The following is an 18,911-nucleotide window of genomic DNA, read 5'->3' as shown; positions in this document are numbered from 1 at the left end:
CACCACGCCCGCCTTGACCCGCTGCACCGCGACTGCTGTCGCTGCTGCGCGCGGAACCACGGCCTGCGCTGCGTTCGTCGCCACTGCGACCGCCACTACGAGCACCGCTGCGTCCACCTTCACCGCCGCGGGAACCACCACGACCGCCACGTCCGCCTTCGCTGCGGCCAGTACGACCTGCGCCGCGACGGGCACTGCCTGTCCCAGCGGAACGTCCACCAGAACGTTCATCATCACCCTGGCTGTTGATGGAACGTCTGTTTTCTCCAGTTGATGCTACCGGTCCTTCGCTGGTCCACTGGATACGGGACAGCTTCTGATTGGTGCCCTCCTCAATACGAGCAAGCTCCGGTCTATCGTGCTGTGTTGCAAATGTTACGGCAAGGCCCGTGCCGCCAGCGCGACCCGTACGGCCGATCCGGTGGATATAGCTTTCCGCATCATGTGGCATATCGTAGTTGAATACATGCGTTACGCCTTCAACATCCAATCCGCGTGCCGCAACATCCGTAGCAACGAGGATTTGTAATTTCGCGTCACGGAATGCTTTCATTACGTTTTCACGCTTGGATTGAGACAAATCACCATGAAGTTCATCGCTCGCATAACCTGCTTCACGCAGATCTTCATTCAGCTTGGATGCACGGCGCTTGGTCCGGCAGAAAACAATCGCCAGGTACGGACGATACGTATCAATCATGCCGCGAAGTGCCTCAAGTTTGCCACGATCCGTGCAATCCAGCACCTGCTGGCGAATCTGATTGATCGGAATCACGGACTTGGAGGATACCTTCACATCCTCCGGGTCTTTCATGTAGTTCTTCGCCAGGTTGCGAATGCCCTTAGGCATCGTTGCCGAGAACAGCATCGTCTGACGTTTATGTGGCAGTTCACTAAGGATGGTCTCTACATCATCCAAGAAGCCCATGTGCAGCATTTGGTCGGCTTCATCCAACACGAGTTTCTTAACATTATCCAGCTTCAACGTGCCACGACGCAGATGGTCCAGGAGACGTCCCGGCGTACCAATCACGATCTGTGTGCCGTTTTGCAGTTTGCGCAGCTGTTTGTCCACATCCTGTCCGCCGTATACCGCGAGAACATGCAGTTTATCGTCGTTTGCAGTCAGCTTCTTCGCTTCTTCCGTAATTTGCAGCGCCAGCTCCCGCGTAGGGGCAATAATCAATGCTTGCGGCGAGCGGTCGGATACGTTGATTTTCTGAATAATCGGCAGCAAAAAAGCCAGCGTTTTCCCTGTACCCGTCTGTGCCTCAGCAATAATATCGCGTCCACCCAGCAATACCGGAATCGAACGCTCCTGTACCGGAGTCGGCACGGCGATGCCCTGATGTTTCAGGATCTCGCACCATTCCGGGCGAATGCCCAGTTGTTCAAAGTTTGCCAATCGTTACACCTCTGTATATTCATTTAGATAAGTCCATTTCATAATTGCTTTCACTTGGCTTCAATCAAGACTAGTTTTCCGTATATCAATCATGATTATGAAATGAATTTTTTAAAAAGCAATCGGTCCGTTGCTCTTCTTCTCCATACCCTGTAGTTTACACGTTAGTCAAGCAAAACAAAAGGGGATTGGAAGTTACTTTCCTGCATTTGTCCACAATTGTCCCGGATCATTGTGTTTAAAGCGTTAACGAATCGTACACACCTTATACTGTGGTCATGGCACCCTTTGAAATTGTAACGAACCTCAGCCGCGTTATTCCAGGTTAATCTAACGAGAGAAAGCAGATAACGAGGATATAAGTGGCCTTTGATTCGTTAGAACATCGGACGCCTGAAATTACAGCAAATAGGATGTGCTCGGTTCGTTAGACCTCAACTTAAGCATTTTGCTGACGTATAAAAAAGGAGCCGTCCCGTCATGATCTTTCATCACTTGTAGGACAACCCCTTTATCATTCATCCATGTTACTCATTGGATTCGTTTATCTACTTATATAGCTCAATTGTTTAACTGTATAGTTCATTCCTGAAATATTAATTGAGCTTCATATAAATTCAGTGCATAAGGTAATCAGGAGCCGTGCCCTTGTGCCGTGGTAAAACCACTCTTTTCAAGCAAACGGGAGCTTTCCTCGTTCAGTCCGCGCAGATGCACCGATTTGCCCAGCTTCGCATATTTGAATTTCACTTTACCAATGGCAACAACCGCCGTGTTATCCCAAATATGTGAGCCCCCAAAATCGATCGTGATTTCCTGCGGATCGGCTTCAGCATTGAACTCATCGACGAAACGGGAGGATGAACCGAAGAAGAAAGGTCCGTGGACGCGATACACCTTCTGCCCTTGTTCCTGATTGGCCTGCACGCGAATTTTCGTCTGTTTCCAGCCAAAATGCAGCACACTGAGCACAACGCCGACCATAACACCAATCGACAGATCATGGGTGTAGACCACAATTGCTACCGTAACGACCATAACAATAGCTTCCGCCCGTGGCACACGCGCAATGTTCTTGATAGAACTCCAGTCAAACGTGCCGATGCACACCATAAACATAACACCTACAAGTGCACCCATCGGCACCTCTTTTACCACACCACTGAGCAATAACAACAATATGGCCAGAAAAGCCCCAGCCGTAAATGTGGACAACCGCCCGCGTCCGCCAGACTTCACATTAATAACCGACTGTCCGATCATCGCACAGCCACCCATGCCACCAAAGAGGCCGTTAACAAAGTTGGCAATTCCCTGACCGCGCACTTCACGGTTTTTGCTGCTCTTGGTCTCGGTCATTTCATCCACAATCGTTGCTGTCAGCAACGATTCCAACAGACCGACCAGAGCCATCGTGAACGAATACGGCAGCAGAATCATTAGGGTATTAAGGGACCAGTCGATATTGGGCAGATGGAACATCGGCAGGGTACTCGTGAGATTCCCCATATCACCTACGGTTTTGACATCCAGATGTAACAGCGCCGTAATGATCGTCATAATCACAATAGCAATCAATGGAGCCGGAACGCTTTTGAAAAAACGCGGCAAAATATAAATGATCGCCAGCGTACCCGCTACCATCGCATACATGATCCAATTCGCGCCCGTGAAATGGGTCAGTTGTGCCATAAAGATCAGAATCGCCAGAGCATTCACAAATCCGGTCAGTACCGAATGGGGCACAAACGTAATAAACCGTCCAACCTTGAAAATCCCCAGAATAAACTGAATAATGCCCGTCAGAATCGTAGCGGCAAACAAGTATTCCACGCCATAATCCTTGACGAGTCCGACCATCAACACCGCCATGGCACCTGTTGCCGCCGATATCATCCCCGGTCTTCCGCCCGCAATCGAGATCACAATGGCAATCGTAATGGAAGCATACAAGCCAACCATCGGATCAACGCCTGCAATGATGGAGAAGGCAATGGCTTCCGGAATAAGCGCCAGCGCTACCGTAATACCTGCCAGCACATCTCCGCGAATGTTACCAAACCATTGTTGTTTTAACGTATTCATATATTTCTTGCCGTTCCTCCTACGTGTGTAACCTCAAATTTGTCTTCGCCTGATTTGCAATGGAACGGTTCGTCGCTGATCAACCACGACAGACAGCACAAAACAGCGGGATATCATCCCACAAAAATCTGTCACATAAGTTGAATACATGATGGATTGACCATGATCCAAATCGTATCCGATATCTTGTCCCCTCATGTCTCGTCCGTTCCAGTGTGTACCTCTTATTTCCATTGCACCTTTCAGGTGTCTTGCCTTTGAGACATCGTGAGCCGATCATGATGCCTCTTGGTTTTCCCCTCTCAGAAAAACCGGGTCCGTTAATGTACTGACCTATTATTATAGACAAAGCGGAACTGATGTACGAGCAGGAAACGCATCCGTAATTGGTATATTATCGTTTATTCCCTCTTATTTTCGGAATATATCTCATCCATGCTCTATTTATCTCGTTATGTACCCATGTATGAAATGCCCAACCCGCAAAAAAAGCCGCTAATGCTCCCCTGCCAGGAAGCGTTAACGACTCTCATATTTACGTCTATGCTAAAATCTCCCCGATTTGAATATCGAATAGAGTAGGAAGGCCACCATTAGAATTGCCACCAGAAAACCGATTTCAATAACCGGGATATCCCAGAGCATGGTTGACTGGTGACTGATCGAAGAACCGATGATCAACCCGACCATAATAATACAAAATGCGAGCAGTACAATACTGAAAGATAGCCGATTACTGATCTGGTCCATCCTTCGCATGAGCGCATCCAGTTCAGGGACACTGATTTCCAGCCTTAGCTTGCCCTTGCTGATGATCGAGGAGAGCTGTCTCAGCTGTCCAGGCAGACCCATGACACTCTCGGCCATATCCGCAGCACTGCGGAACAGACGATTCTTGATTCTCCCAGGATTGAAGCGTTCCTTGATTAGCTTGCGACCAAACGGTTCTGCCATATCTACGATGCTTAGAGAGGGGTCAAGATGTTCGATGACACCTTCCATGGTGAGCAGCGATTTCCCCAGCAGCAGAATGTCGGCAGGCATCACAACCCGGTGTCGCTGGGCCACGCCGAACAGGTCATTCAGCGCTTGACCCACGCTGATTTTGGAAAAGGGAATATCGTAGTATTTGCTGCGGAGCTTGTCCAGATCACTATGAAGTCCTCGCAAATCCATATCATCCGGCATCATGCCAAGCTTCTCAATCGCCCGGATCATGCTGTCCGTATCCTTGCGCATCAATCCGATAATGAGCGAAGCCAGATGCTGCTTCATCTCATCACTCAGGCTGCCCACCATGCCGAAGTCGATAAAGGCAAGCCGGCCATCCTTTAACACCATCAGATTGCCCGGATGTGGATCAGCATGAAAGAATCCATGAATGAAGATCTGATTCAACAATGAATCCACCAGTCGCTGCGCAATGTTATTCAGATCATGCCCACGTTTAATCAACTCGTCACGATCATTCAGCTTAATACCCTCGATGTACTCCATGGTGAGTACACGAGATGAGGTTTGATCCCAGTAGATCAGCGGTATTTTCACTTTGTTATCCTGCTGATATTGCTGTGCGATCTTTTCCGTATTACGGCCCTCGACCGTATAATCCAGCTCGGCCATCAGTGCCTGGGCGTACTCTTCTACCATTTGCGGGATTTGATATTGCTTCACCCAATCCCAGCGTTTCTCCGCCATGGCTGTCAACTCTCGTAAAATATCCAGATCGCGCTGAACGATACGAGATATGCCAGGCCGTTGAATTTTAATAGCCACAGCCTCACCGCTTCGGAGCTTGCCCAGATGCACCTGTCCAATACTAGCCGCAGCCACAGGGGTATCCTCGAACCGGGAAAAGATCTCCTCCAGCGGTGTATCCAATTCCTGTTCCAAAATACCCCGTGCCGTCTCCGAGGAAAACGGCGGGACCTGATCCTGCAGCTTCACCAGTTCGCGGATGACAGACTCCGGCAACAAATCCGCCCTTGTGCTTGCCAGTTGCCCCAGCTTGACGAAAGCCGGCCCCAGCTCCTGCAGCACAAGCCTAATGCGCTCACTCAGTGTTTTGGTGGTCGGTGCCTCACGCGACATCCATCGCCGGGGTATGGCCAGCAACTGGAACAAGCCCAGCTCCTCGACCATATAACCGAAGCCATGACGCACCAGCGCCATGGCAATTTCCCGGTATCTGCCGACATGTTTGATTCGCACAGCCATCTACTCGATCTCGTTTCCTTTAAGAGGAGGAACTTCAAGTGGAGCTGGGGATACATCAGGTTGAAGCTGTGGTGTGTGACCCAATTCCGCAAGCTTTTTCTCAAGGACGGCAACACGCTGTTCCAAACTGGTTACATCACTCTCGGATGGCACGCCCACTTCCTGAAGGACGCGCTTGACCTGTTCGTGAATCATTCTTTTGAACTGGCCCTGCTCTTCATCGCCCCGTTCCATCAGACGTTCGACCAACGCTTTGGATTCACCGGGCGCCAGTTCCCCGCGCTTGACCAGATCATCCACGGTTTTCTCAATTTTCTCCTTGCTTACAACAGTAAGACCGAGCCCTAACGAGATTGCCTTTTTGAACAAATCGCTCATTCTTGTCATCCTCCTCTTCGTTGATCTCTATAGTATACCCCTAATCAGCTGCTCACAAAAGAAACGGGTCCGGCTATACGTAACGCGCAGCCCATTTTCCTGCCTGCAAAATTAACTGACGATAGGTTTCATGTGCAAAAGAAGGTACATGATGTCCTGGCATCAGGTAAACAATACGTCCAACACCATATCTATGTGCCCAAGCTGCGGGCTTCGGCCCTTCTTCGGATTGATACTCAAGCAGAACTTTCGTTTCGGCAAATGAACCGAACTCGAACTGATAAGGCTCTTCCTCCATCGTAAATCCGGAAATGCCTTCAGTCACTGGATGACTCTCTTCCGTTACTGTGAACTCCAGTGGTGCATAAGGTGGATGATGCAGGAACTTGGCTCCGATCATCTGCTTCAGCTCATAACGATTTTGGAGCGAAATTCCGTTATGTATAATGACCAGGCCACCTCCATTACTAACATAGGACAATAAGCCTGCTGTCTGCTGTGGAGAGACTTTCCCCTTCCAATCGTCCATGTAACAGATACACACATCAAAACCGGTTATATTTTCTTGCAGCAGCATGTTGCGATTCTCGCTGCACTGCACAGTCATAGTATCGTGAAAAATCCGACTAATTTCCGCATCCACACCTTGCAGTGGATGCCAGTCCGGATGAGTATAATCACCAAGTAACAACGCTTTTTTACGATGATCCATCATTAAAAACTCCTTTCAAATTACCTATAACAGAATTACCAAGGAAGGGTGTCCCCCTTGTAATCTACATACGCGGGCTGATCTCCCATGAACTCCTTATGGCGATCAATGAGTGCGGTGATATACTGAGCCGATTGATCTGGCGTAAGGTCTGCAGCGGTATTCAATTCCCCGCTCATATAACTCTGTACCCACCCAGGATGAATCAGCATCACTTGTCCACCCTCATTCTTTAGACCATTATGCACAAGACGGGCCTGCATGTTTAGCGCAGATTTGGACATGCAATAGGCAAACCATCCATCCCGGCTGCACTGCTCAATACTGCCTGCCTCCGAAGATATATCGACGATCAGCTTGTTTGTTCCTTGAAGAAGGAGGGGCAATAGGGCATGAGTCACGCGCAATGTCCCCAAGGTATTTACGTTAAATACTTCTGCCATCTCCGCCATGTTTAACGGTCCGCGGATATGATCCGTAATACTTCCTAGTATAGCCGCATTATTAATAAGCATATCCAAATGCTCTGTATCCAGCTTAATTGTCTCCGTGAACAAAGCTACGGACAGATCATCCGCAATGTCCAGTTCGATGGCGCGTAAATGTTTCGGATAGGCATCCGTCAGAATACGAATTCCTTCGGACTCTTCCATGTCCAACCCTGCCGCATACACGATATAACCTCTCTTCAGCATCTGTGCCGTCAGAGCCAACCCCAATCCTCGGGCCGCCCCGGTTACGCATACGGTTTTCATCATGCTGTCCCTCCCTCACAAGCTTAATCTGTCTTTAATTCATTCCACATTATTATCCAAAAACCTTTAATTATGAATGGGTACAACTAACTTCACGACCAAAGTCTCAGGTGAATTCCCTTGAATCAGAGTCGTTCAGCTTATAAAAAATGTCCTTTACAGAAACAAGAAACAAAAAAAGTTCTGACCCCTATATCAGATCAGAACGGAAAACACTTGGTCATCATAATAACGTTTATTCAATGTTTCAAAATGAGTCTAGGCGGAATCAATATTAAGGCAGAAGCTGAGCCTTGTCCGCAGATCTGGCAGCGTAATAACGCCCCAGTTCAACAATGAGGGCCCCCATCTTCTCATCTTCCGGGACCACAAGCGCCTCAATACCTTCTTCACGCATTGCGTTTGCTGTAACTCTACCCACTGAAGCGGGCACCACGCCCTGTCGGAAGGCTGCCTGCATAGGTTCAAGCTTTCCCTTTGACGCCGCATATTCGACCAGAAACCGAACTTGCGGTCCACTTGTAAACGCGACGGCATGCACCTCATGCCGCAAAATTTCATTCAATAGCTGTTCCAGCTCGCCCTCTTCCGGCGGGACGTGGCGATAAGGGAGTACCTGACGCACCTGAGCGCCCTGATCCTCCAGCCAACCGACCAACTTGGGCGCAGTTTCCCCATGCAGCTGCAACATTACCTTCTGTCCCTTAAGTTTATGAGGCGCGAATTCACGAATCAGCCCGTCTGTGCTGCCATCATCATCCCGCACCAGCGGGGTCAGTTTACGTTTTCGGAGTGCGTTGACTGTCTTGTACCCTCTTGCTGCAATCAAAGATTCCGATAATACGTCCAGCAATTGATCAGCAATCTCCATATCCTCAGCCATATCAAAAATAGCATCCAATCCCATACCGGTCGTTAGTACCGTCCAGTCTGGCGGGTTCGATATCCAGGATACCAGACCATCCCGAATATTACGGTCATCCAGAAAAACAGTTCCCTGTGCAGGTCGAACAAGCGGAATACCGCCCATTTTCTCAACCAGCAAGGACATCTCTTTGGATTTCCGTGGTCCTGTCAGTGCTACGCGTATACCCGCCAAATGTTGAGCCATCTTGTTCCCCCCGTTAATTCAGCCGAATGTCATCAGTCTGACTACAGTATACAGGGTACTTCTATGGAGGGAAACCGAGTTTTCCCGCTTTTCGGCAGTTCATCTATAACGATTTTTGATGGGATATATCAGGAAGGCTGTAATTCTCCACCCTGTGGTCCTTCACGTTTCCCTTTGTCAGGCTCATCTCGTTCCTGTGGTGCTTTTTCTTGTTTATCCTCTTTTGGTTGCTGCTTCTGCTTCTGGGTATCCGCTGCCCGTCGATCATTCCTGTCTTTTTTGCGGGGACGAAGGAACACAAAGAGTATGATGGGAAATAACACCTCGAACACAATCCCAATCCATGTCCACTCCCTTGTAAAGCGGAAGAGCTGAACAGCGTTTTTGAAAAACCAGAAGGCACAGACATACCCTACCAACGCAACCGGACCTGTCATCACTTTACCCGAGACCTTCGGAATCATTCGCTTCAGTCCCCAACAGACAAAATACAGATCGAATGCGATCTTTGTAATCAACGTAGGTAGCGTTACCGCTGCTAGTGCAAGGTCAAATCGATCAAGGAAATCGCTGATTTGCAGCTGCCTTGCAAGCTCGTAGGAAGGATACACCATTCTGGATGCGATCGGAACTCCAACCGCCAGGATGGTTTCGACGACAATCAGCATCATTAACAGAGCCGCTACCGTAATCCCCCACAAGACCGACTTGAATCGAAAATCACTGCCTTTAATTACAAAGGGGACTGCAATCATCTCACCAAAAAAGGAAAATATGTACCAGCTTCCCTTACTAACTCCAGCAACATCGATGTCAAAATACGGCATGAGATTATCCATATTTATTTGCTGAATGAGCATAAACGGCAAAATCAATGAATTCAGCACAAACAAAGTAACATACAGCTCGGACATCCCTATTAAGGATCCCAACCCTCCCCTCACGATAAAAACAACCATGACCAACAGGGTCAATGTAATCATGGATATCGGGGTCGTCTCCAGCAAGGTAATGCTTACATAGTCACCGATTAGCCGGATATCACGGGCAAATATAAAGAGAAAAAACAGGATATACAACATGCCTGTCACACGACCCAAAAAGGGGAAACGCTCCACCAGAGATTCAAACAGATCCTGATCGGGGAACCGTCGCTGAACACGACTTAACATCCATAGTGATGCCACCATCACAAGAAAGACAGGGATATAAGATAAATAGGCGTGCTGTTCAGCATAAAAAATGGCTTGTGCATGGGGCTGCATCAACGTGCCTGTAGTACTGAGCAGCATGATGAGCAGCACCAACTGACGACTGGTCACTCCCTGATTCATGGAATACCTCCTTTCTGTGATCTTCTATGCTTCAAAATTCGTTGAAAGCCTTACGGTAACGGTAGCCAACGCTGTATCAATTGGGTAAGCCATGCCGAGACAAAGACGGTTTTGCTCAAGTTGGTTACATAGAACCAAATCCCGGCGCTGATAGCGATCAGTCCGTAGGATAACCACCGATTAATAGCCGCTGCCTGCCTCACATGTTTGAAGTCCATGATGATTACGGCAATAACCATACCCAAATAAGTGAACAGCAGCGGCTTAATCATGGACAATATCCTCCTCTTGCAATCCAATCGGTTTATTGATAACCCCTACATTTTCAATAATGATGTGTGGTTTAACGATTACCTTTACATCCGGATAAATATCATCCCACCGATCCCTTATTTTTTTCCATTCTTGAGGGAGTTGCTGATGAATGGAACGACCCAGGCCCAAAATATCCGCAGGATATTTTTTTTGAATCAGCCTGATCCCTTCCTTAATGTCATCTTCAATTTTCTGGTGAAGGGCCTGAGTAAGACTCTTCATCTCCTGGTCTCGCAAATCACCATAATTGGATTCGTTATCTACCATGACTCCCTTCGCATACAGCTCGATTGTCACTGTGACTTTCCCATTTTCAACATGAGGATGCAAGGATGAGTTATTCTCGTTTAATTTAATGAACACATCACCTTTTCCACGCGGAACCTTTACCATCACTTCCGGCTCATTGGCTTCACCCATGGCCAAAATAAGCGCATCAGCGGGAGTTTTCTCAATCATGCCTATCAGTTTGTCCTTCTTGAAAATAGCGATTCCATCTAACTTGATGTTCGTCTTCACGTCCTTCCAGTTACCCGGTACATTGTCAGCAGTCGAAGCGACTGGTAGAAATGGATCTACTCCTTCGGAAAGAATCGCATCCGTGAATATCTTGAGTGAACGCGGTCTGCGCATATTTAGGAAACACAGCTCGCGTACCATTTCGGAAGGAAATTTTTCAATTGGAGCGTCAGTATCCAGCACTTTGTAAGCAGATCCCTTCGTAACAATGGGTAACGCAGATAGTCGGTTAAGCGGGTAACGCGTAAGTAAGTCCAGCATAGGAGCAACACCATCACGTGCAAGCGCTTCTCCAATCAGCATGGTACGTCGATGTGCATAGTAAAGCTCACGAGAGAGTGCCTTTTGGCTTTCAATAGACGTACCACGCAGAGTTTTGGCCGTATTGGATAACATGAACCAGGATTTGTCACCACTTGTGCCCCCACCACCACCTTGACTTCCAGAAGATCCGGACTGTCCGGGAAGGGCAATTTGCAGACTGGTTCTGTAATTATCCTCTTCCTTGTCAATAGCGAGACCAATGACAAAAGCGATATCATTAATCTCCTTCCGATCCCAGCAACCTGATATAAAAATAGTACATAGGAGCATGATGGCCACAGCATGCCGTTTATGGATAAAGAACATGTGCTTACCACCCCTCCTCAGCTTCAGGTGAACCATTGATTTTCTCATTCATCCGCTGCTGGTCACGATGCACTGTAGAAGGACGATGGATCATTTTCCACCAAGGTGCACGAATAACGATATCCTTGGTATCCGTCTTGCTATAGGGACTAAGGCCCGACAGATAAGGTACTCCAAAAGAGGTCATTTGCGTTAGATGTACCGAGATCAGCACCAGTCCGATTACAATGCCATACAAGCCAAGCGCCCCGGCAAGCATCATAATGGGAAATCGCAGTAAACGAACCGTAATGGCAAAGTTAAAACGAGGGATCGTGAACGACGCAATCCCTGTCATGGATACGATAATAACCATGGGAGCGGAGACAATCCCTGCCTGAACTGCTGCCTGTCCAATTACAAGAGCCCCCAAAATACTGACGGCCTGACCTACCGTTTTGGGTAACCTGACCCCCGCTTCTCGCAAAGCCTCAAACGATAGCTCCATAATGAGGGCTTCAACCAGTGCAGGGAATGGAATGGCCTCCCTTGCCCCGGCAATACTCAGAATCAGTGTTGTCGGCAACATATCCTGATGGAACGTTGTAATGGCGATATACAGCGCGGGGAGAAATAGAGCGATAGCTACAAACAAAAACCGAATCCATCGCACCAGATTGCTAATAAAGAACCGTTCGTAATAATCCTCACTCGCCTGAAGCATCTGCCACATGGTTACTGGGGCAATAAGGACAAATGGGCTACCATCCACAAAAATGGCAAATCGTCCTTCCAGCAAGTTACCCGCCACTGTATCTGGTCGTTCGGTATAATGCATCTGCGGAAAAGGAGAATACGGATGATCCTCTATCAATTCCTCAATATACCCGGACTCAAGAATTCCATCGATTTTGATCTTGTTGAGTCGTTTTTTGACATCCTTAATCAGCTTGGGATCGGCAATATCATCGATATAGGTCAGTACTACATTGGTTTTGGTCTCGGTTCCAATTGTCATGCTTAACATCTTAAGTGCGGGTGTTTTCAGCTTGAAACGAAGCAGTGCTGTGTTCACGCGCAATGTCTCGGTGAACCCTTCGCGTGGCCCCCGGATAACCGACTCGGTCTGGGGTTCCTCAACACCACGCCGCATGCCGCCCTTAACATTGAATAGCCAAGCCTCCTTGCTTCCGTTGATCAACAGCAGTGCGGAGGATTCCAGCACCCCATCCGCCGCGGCTGCCCAGGAATCCACTTTTTTCACCTGCGACAGGGCGATTCGTGTATCGTCCAAAGGGGCAGCAGGTTCATCGGTTCGTTGCTCAATCAGACCGCGAATCAGAGGACGGAGCATATGATCTTGAATATCCGTCGAATTCACGATGCCCTCGATGTATACCAGCAGTCCTTCTACTTCAGGTGAAATCTTGACATTGCGGAAGATCACATCCGAACAATCCGAGAAAATGTCTTCCAGTGCCAACATATGGCTTTCATGTGAAAGGCCTATCGGCTGTCGCAAAATAGGGGGAGACGGCAGCCCCAAAGGGACATGCTTCTTTTTTTCCGAATCCCGTGAACCATCTTTCCCTGATGTTTTGTCCGCCATATGCCGCCCTCCGTTCCTGATTTTTATACAAGGTAGCTTGTGCCAGATCACACGGAATTATGTGGTCTTTTTGTAAAATGTCCAATCATTTTTTTCAATTCAGGCAACAAAAAAAGGCCCCTGTGTAAATAACAGAGACCTTTGGGGCCTAATCAATGGATGCAGCAATCTTTATTTACTTATTGGATGCTCTCGTCCACTTCTTTAATCATTTCTTGAATGGATTCCAGACCACCGCCGGACAAATACCAGTAATCCGGGTCAAGATAAACAATGTGTCCATCTTTAAAGGCATTTGTATTTTTGACCAAATCGTTCTCGATCACCTGTTTGGCTGGAGTTGCTTCACCACTACCTGCAACCACTGCACTCCGATCTACCACAAACAGATAATCCGGATTTTTCTCCATAACATACTCAAATGAAACGCTCTGGCCATGAGTGGACACTTCAATATTTGCATCTGCTGGAGTAAAACCGAACACATCATGTATCACACCGAATCGGGAACCCGCACCATACGCGCTTAATTTGCCTTCGTTCGTCAGAACAACCAGTGCATTCTTTCCAGCAGCCGTTACTTTATCTTTTAAAGCTTTAACAGAGGTATCAATCGATGCCAGTGCCTCTTCTGCTTCTTTTTCTTTACCAAAGATCTCTCCAAGCGTCTTCACATTCGAAGTCAGGGAGTTCATATAATCTTCTGTATCTACCGCCATATAAATCGTCGGTGCGATCTTGCTCAGCTCTTCATAGGAGTCTTGCAGCCGTCCTGAGATGATAATCAGGTCAGGCTTCATGGCATTTACTTTCTCAAAATCAGCCTCTTTCAAACCGCCAACATTGGTGTACTTTGCATCGTTATACTTTGCCAGATAAGAGGGAACTCCCTCCTGAGGTACACCGGCAACCTCTACCCCAAGCTGATCCAAAGTATCCAGCACACCATAGTCGAACACAACCACTTTCTCCGGATTCTTCTTCACTGTTGTTTCGCCAAGTTTATGTTTAATGACGATTTCATCACTGGACTGTTCTGCTGCTGCATTCGCTTCTGATCCTGTGCCACTGCTGGCACCTGTATTTTCTGCTGTTTTACTTCCACCACAAGCTGCCAGAACAACCGACAACACCACAAGCAACGTAAACAACCAACCCTTTTTCATAAATAGACACCTCTCGCTCTCTCTATATTGGTTTATTTTTTTAAGCAAAATACACACAAATTTTACGCCCATCAATCCATTGTACAGGGATGTGCATGTCATATACTTTCTGCAATACATCCGTATCAATGATGTCTTCCGTTTTACCTTCCTGCACGACACGCCCATCTTTGAGTGCAACGATATAGTCTGAGTAACAGGAGGCAAAATTGATGTCATGAATGACAATAACAATCGTCTTCCCCAATTCATCCACCATTTTGCGAAGCACCTTCATAATCTGTACGGAATGTTTCATGTCCAAATTGTTCAATGGTTCATCGAGCAGAATATACTCGGTGTTCTGCGCGATAACCATGGCGATGTAAGCCCGCTGCCGCTGTCCACCACTTAGCTCATCCAAATACTTTTTGCGGAATGGAGCCAGCTCCATATAATCGATGGCTTCCTGAATCCACTGTCGATCCTCTGCCGTGAGTCTTCCTTGTGAATAAGGAAAACGGCCAAAAGCCACAAGGTCCTCCACAGTCAACCTGATATTTATGTGATTGGATTGTTTGAGAACTGATATTTTTTTGGACAAATCCTTGTTCTTCCAGCCTTCGATCTCTTGCCCTTCGATCAAGACTTGTCCTGTATCCTTGCTGATTAGTCTGGTGATCATGGATAACAATGTGCTTTTGCCTGCACCATTGGGACCGATAAATGAAGTGATTTTCCCTTTGGCAATATTCAGTGATACGTCATCCACTACCCGGACGCCGCCGTATTGTTTGGTTACATTTCTGACTTCTACCACGACTTATTCTCCTTTAGCAGTAAATAGATGAAGTACACACCGCCTATAAAATTGATAATGACACTTACTGTAGTGGCAAAAGTAAATACCCGCTCCACAATGAGCTGTCCACCGACTAATGAAACCACTGCGATAATGACCGAACCCCAGATCAGCACTTTATGATGGTGTGTCCGGAATATCTGATGTGCCAGATTCACAACCAGCAGTCCCAGGAACATGATTGGACCAACCAGCGCTGTGGAGATCGACACCAGAACCATCACAACCAGCAGCAACCTTTTCACAATGTATTGGTAGTCCACCCCAAGATTAACCGCGTGATCTTTACCAAGGGACAGTACGTCGAGATATTTGGTAAACCTCTGTGCATACAGCAGGATCAAAATAATGGCCACCATTGAGATGATCAGCAAATCGGTATTTACATTGTTAAAACTCGCAAACATCTTTCCTTGCAGCACAAGGAACTCATTGGGATCAATCAGTACCTCCATGAAAGAGGACATGCTCTGAAACAGCGTACCCAGAATGAGGCCAACAAGCAGCAGCAAATAGATATTGCGCCCCCGTTCTCTACGGAACATGAACTGATGCAGGAGTAGAGCAAACAGGGTCATTAACAGGACAGATACCGCAAAGTTAAGATTTTTGTTCACAAAGCTGATATGCGTGCTCCCAAACACAAACACGGCAAAGGTCTGAAACAACATATACAGGGAGTCAAGCCCCATAATGCCAGGCGTAAGAATTCGGTTGTTGGTTATCGTTTGAAAAATGACAGTGGAGTACGCGATGCAGGCACCCGTGAGCACAATGGCCAGTATCTTTTTCCCTCTGCGAGGCAGAATATAATCCCAGTTGCCCCCGGATTGAATAACCAGAAATACACCAATCAACAGCACTGCCGCTGCAATCAAAATGCTAAACTTCCAGGTATTCGCCGTATACTTCATTCTCATGATTCATAAGCCTTTCTTCGAAGCAGTAAATACAGGAACAACACGCTGCCCACAACTCCCACAGTCAAACTGATGGAGAGCTGATATGGATAAATAATCAATTGACCCAGAATATCGCAGAGCAGAACAAAAATTGCACCGAGCACTGCCGTATGAGGCAATGTATCACGCAAGTTGTCGCCCTTATACAATGTCACAATATTCGGTACTACAAGACCCAGAAACGGGATTGTACCTACAGTAATAATGACGACGGCTGAAACCATGGCAACCAGAATCAGTCCGAGATTAACCACTTTTCGATAAGCCAGTCCAAGGTTGGTTGAGAAATCTTCACCCATGCCTGCAAGTGTAAAGCGATTAGCGAACAGATAAACGATAATGAGCAACGGAATACTGATATAGATCAATTCATAGCGCCCCTTCATAATCGTGGAGAAGTCACCTTGCAGCCAGGATGACATGTTCTGGATCAAATCGTTCTTGTAGGCAAAAAATGTCGTGACCGAGCTTACAATATTGCCAAACATCAAACCAAGGAGAGCGATGTATATCGTATCCTTGAATTTAACTTTCTCCAGTATCCGCATAAAGATTAGCGTTCCAGCCAGTGCAAAGGCAAAAGCGACCAGCATTTTTTGCAGTGGAGAAGCACCAGGAAACCACATCAAAGTAACAAGGATACCCAACCTGGCGGAGTCCATTGTTCCGGCCGTTGTTGGAGAAACAAATCGGTTGCGTGTCAGCTGCTGCATGATCAGTCCAATGACACTCATACTGATACCCGCGACAAGGATGCTGATTAAGCGGGGAAAACGACTGACTTGTAACACCTGAAGCTGGACTGGGGTCAAATGAAAAATATCCATAGGCGAAATATCTGAATTGCCAATAAACAGGTATACGATAGACAAAAAAGCCAGTCCGATCAACATATAGCCTAACTTCATCTCTCTACTAATCCCCTCACCAATAGCCGTAAACAAATGTAGTTGCTCTACTTCATATAATTTGATATTGATACTCATTATCAATTAGAATGATTATATCGATAATCATTTCGTCATGTCAATCTTCTTCTGCTTCTCTTTTCCTAAATTTCTTGAAACAACCTGAAACACATATAGTTCAAATTAAATTGTATATAAGGAAAAAGACCTTCCAATTGGAAGGTCTTTTTAATAATTCATTTAGTCGGCAAAATAATCTTCAGGAACATAGCGGATCTCAGATTCCGCATATATGGTCAATGTATGGCGTTCTCCATCATACTGGACCCGGTCTCCCTGAACGTAATACCAGTGCTTCACCAAGGGTTGATCCTTACGCTGTACAAAGCGGAACACGTTGAGCTCCTGTCTGAGCTCCATAATGCTGTCCACTACCTGTTGTTCCAGACCCGTAACGATAAAAACAAATCCAGTGCCCTCTCTCTGATAGCGATAGGACATCGAATCTGTTTTGCTGTTCACCAGCCCTCGCCCAGTCACTGCATGCTTAACCATAAACCATTCCTGCTGCGTCATAAAAGTACATCCTCCTTTGATCTTGGAGTTCCATTCCATTTCGGTAATTCAGGGCAGATCGATCAACATATAGAAGGCATCCTCACTTACATCAAGGTTCATGGATGTCGTCTGTTCCACACGAGCCGTGTCCCCTTCATTTAACTGATACTCTCCGTTCAAGCCAAGCTTGCCTTCAATGGCAAAAATGTACATACGGCGATCTTCTGCCTGTTCATATGTTAATGTCTGGCCTTTAGCCAATCGGCCAAGATAGATGGTCATATCCTGGTGAATAGATGCGACACGCGCCCCACCTTCAGGGGATACGACGGGTACGAGTGCTCCCGCGAGTGCGTCTGGATCAAACGAGGTCGTCTCGTAAGACGGCTCCAGTCCTTTCGTATATGGCATGAACCAGAGTTGAAGTATACGCACTTCTTCCGTATCCGAAGCATTGTGCTCGGTATGAATCATGCCAGTGCCTGCTGACATGCGCTGAATTCCACCAAATGATGTAACAGCCACATTGCCCAGGTTATCTTCATGACGCAACTTCCCGTTCAGCACGATGGATACAATCTCCATATCACTATGCGGGTGTGCCCCGAAACCACGACCAGGAGCAATTACATCGTCGTTGGCTACCCGCATGGGTCCAAACGCGGTATTCTCCGGGTCCTGGTACTCACCGAAGGAAAAGCTGTGATTGCCGCGCAGCCAGCCCCGGTCGAAGCTGGAGCGGGAATCGGATGGAATGACGTTTATCATAAAGCGCACCCTCCTACAAATTCTCTTATTTTTTATTAGTAACGTACTTATTCTCATTGTACCAAATAGGTGGGCTTGTCGTCCAAAACAAAAAGCCTTTTCCCGGCTTGAACGGTTCACGCGTACAATTACGTGTAATCCGGAATAGCGAGAAAAGGCTTCTATATAGGATAGCTGCTTAGTATAAATGAAATTGTTATCCATCCCTATTGGATAGTGATAGACCCTTTATGCACTCACATTCTGGCGAGTGTTGCCCTGTCTGGAGAAGAAATGATCCACCGCCAGAAAACGGCTGCCTGTGAAGAGCAGTGTCAATGAACCCGCCAGCAGCAGGTAATCAAACTCGGTACCACTCATGAACGGCTGTCCTACTTTGGCAGTAAGCAGGACCCCTCCCATCACTACGATGAACAATGCAGCAAATACACGGGTTCCCAATCCCAGAATCATGGCTGCACCACCCACCAGCTCAATGATGGCTACAACCGATGCCAGAAAACCAGGAATACCGATACTTTCAAAGAAACCGACTGTACCACTAATTCCACCCTCGAATTTGCTCCAACCGTGTAATACAAAGATGAGACCAATCATGATCCTTGAGAAAAACAAGCCAATCTCCACACTTCTATTCATATTCATCTTCCTCCTTGGAG

At 47.2% G+C, this 18,911-nt stretch carries 18 protein-coding genes; all 18 read right to left on the bottom strand.

The genetic code is table 11. From position 1 onward, the window contains the following. A partial coding sequence (locus AMS66_RS21885) for a DEAD/DEAH box helicase (protein WP_236703563.1) occupies positions 1-1,405 on the bottom strand: 1,405 nt, incomplete at its 3' end. A gap of 633 nt (positions 1,406-2,038) precedes the next feature. Further along, positions 2,039-3,490 carry a SulP family inorganic anion transporter gene (locus AMS66_RS21880; RefSeq protein ID WP_053782784.1) on the bottom strand — a complete coding sequence of 484 codons (1,452 nt, stop codon included), beginning with the start codon at positions 3,488-3,490 and terminating at the stop codon, positions 2,039-2,041. A 546-nt stretch (positions 3,491-4,036) separates the two neighbouring features. Further along, a complete protein-coding gene (locus AMS66_RS21875; protein ID WP_053782783.1) occupies positions 4,037-5,707 on the bottom strand; it encodes an ABC1 kinase family protein in 1,671 nt (556 codons plus the stop codon). Next, complete coding sequence (locus AMS66_RS21870; RefSeq protein ID WP_053782782.1) at positions 5,708-6,085, bottom strand: phasin family protein; 378 nt, start codon at positions 6,083-6,085, stop codon at positions 5,708-5,710. A gap of 73 nt (positions 6,086-6,158) precedes the next feature. Beyond that, positions 6,159-6,797, bottom strand: coding sequence for a ThuA domain-containing protein (locus AMS66_RS21865; protein ID WP_053782781.1), 639 nt, complete (start codon positions 6,795-6,797; stop codon positions 6,159-6,161). 35 nt (positions 6,798-6,832) lie between these two features. Beyond that, entirely contained in the window at positions 6,833-7,555 is a 723-nt protein-coding gene (locus AMS66_RS21860; protein WP_236703562.1) for an SDR family oxidoreductase, read from the bottom strand. A 271-nt stretch (positions 7,556-7,826) separates the two neighbouring features. After that, on the bottom strand, positions 7,827-8,663 hold the full coding sequence (locus tag AMS66_RS21855; protein WP_053782780.1) for a uroporphyrinogen-III synthase: 837 nt from the start codon (positions 8,661-8,663) through the stop codon (positions 7,827-7,829). Between the two features lie 128 nt (positions 8,664-8,791). Then, positions 8,792-9,997, bottom strand: a complete 1,206-nt coding sequence (locus AMS66_RS21850) for a GerAB/ArcD/ProY family transporter (RefSeq protein ID WP_053782779.1) — start codon at positions 9,995-9,997, stop codon at positions 8,792-8,794. A gap of 50 nt (positions 9,998-10,047) precedes the next feature. Next, positions 10,048-10,269 (bottom strand): hypothetical protein, encoded by a 222-nt coding sequence (locus tag AMS66_RS21845; RefSeq protein WP_053782778.1) that lies wholly within the window; start codon positions 10,267-10,269, stop codon positions 10,048-10,050. Continuing rightward, positions 10,262-11,461 (bottom strand): Ger(x)C family spore germination protein, encoded by a 1,200-nt coding sequence (locus AMS66_RS21840; protein ID WP_053782777.1) that lies wholly within the window; start codon positions 11,459-11,461, stop codon positions 10,262-10,264. Before AMS66_RS21840 ends, AMS66_RS21845 begins: the two co-directional genes overlap by 8 nt. 4 nt (positions 11,462-11,465) lie before the next feature. Beyond that, positions 11,466-13,049, bottom strand: coding sequence for a spore germination protein (locus AMS66_RS21835; RefSeq protein ID WP_082350832.1), 1,584 nt, complete (start codon positions 13,047-13,049; stop codon positions 11,466-11,468). Positions 13,050-13,228: 179 nt separating this feature from the next. Then, positions 13,229-14,215, bottom strand: a complete 987-nt coding sequence (locus AMS66_RS21830) for a siderophore ABC transporter substrate-binding protein (RefSeq protein ID WP_053782776.1) — start codon at positions 14,213-14,215, stop codon at positions 13,229-13,231. Positions 14,216-14,255: 40 nt separating this feature from the next. Then, a complete protein-coding gene (locus AMS66_RS21825; RefSeq protein ID WP_053782775.1) occupies positions 14,256-15,014 on the bottom strand; it encodes an iron ABC transporter ATP-binding protein in 759 nt (252 codons plus the stop codon). After that, positions 15,008-15,976: an iron chelate uptake ABC transporter family permease subunit gene (locus AMS66_RS21820; protein ID WP_330219341.1), complete on the bottom strand. Its 969-nt coding sequence runs from the start codon at positions 15,974-15,976 to the stop codon at positions 15,008-15,010. Before AMS66_RS21820 ends, AMS66_RS21825 begins: the two co-directional genes overlap by 7 nt. Next, complete coding sequence (locus tag AMS66_RS21815; RefSeq protein WP_053782774.1) at positions 15,973-16,926, bottom strand: ABC transporter permease; 954 nt, start codon at positions 16,924-16,926, stop codon at positions 15,973-15,975. Before AMS66_RS21815 ends, AMS66_RS21820 begins: the two co-directional genes overlap by 4 nt. A 240-nt stretch (positions 16,927-17,166) precedes the next feature. Further along, positions 17,167-17,502: a hypothetical protein gene (locus AMS66_RS21810; RefSeq protein ID WP_053782773.1), complete on the bottom strand. Its 336-nt coding sequence runs from the start codon at positions 17,500-17,502 to the stop codon at positions 17,167-17,169. A 48-nt stretch (positions 17,503-17,550) separates the two neighbouring features. Further along, the gene (locus AMS66_RS21805) at positions 17,551-18,252 is read right to left on the bottom strand and encodes a pirin family protein (RefSeq protein WP_053782772.1); all 702 of its coding nucleotides are present in this window, start codon (positions 18,250-18,252) and stop codon (positions 17,551-17,553) included. A 228-nt stretch (positions 18,253-18,480) separates the two neighbouring features. Beyond that, positions 18,481-18,891, bottom strand: coding sequence for a DoxX family protein (locus tag AMS66_RS21800; protein WP_053782771.1), 411 nt, complete (start codon positions 18,889-18,891; stop codon positions 18,481-18,483). Positions 18,892-18,911 lie beyond the last annotated feature (20 nt).

It is taken from the genome of Paenibacillus xylanivorans (assembly GCF_001280595.1).
GTDB lineage: Bacteria > Bacillota > Bacilli > Paenibacillales > Paenibacillaceae > Paenibacillus > Paenibacillus xylanivorans.
The sequence above is the reverse complement of the archived record's forward strand: the minus strand, read 5'-3'. Positions and strand labels throughout refer to the sequence as shown.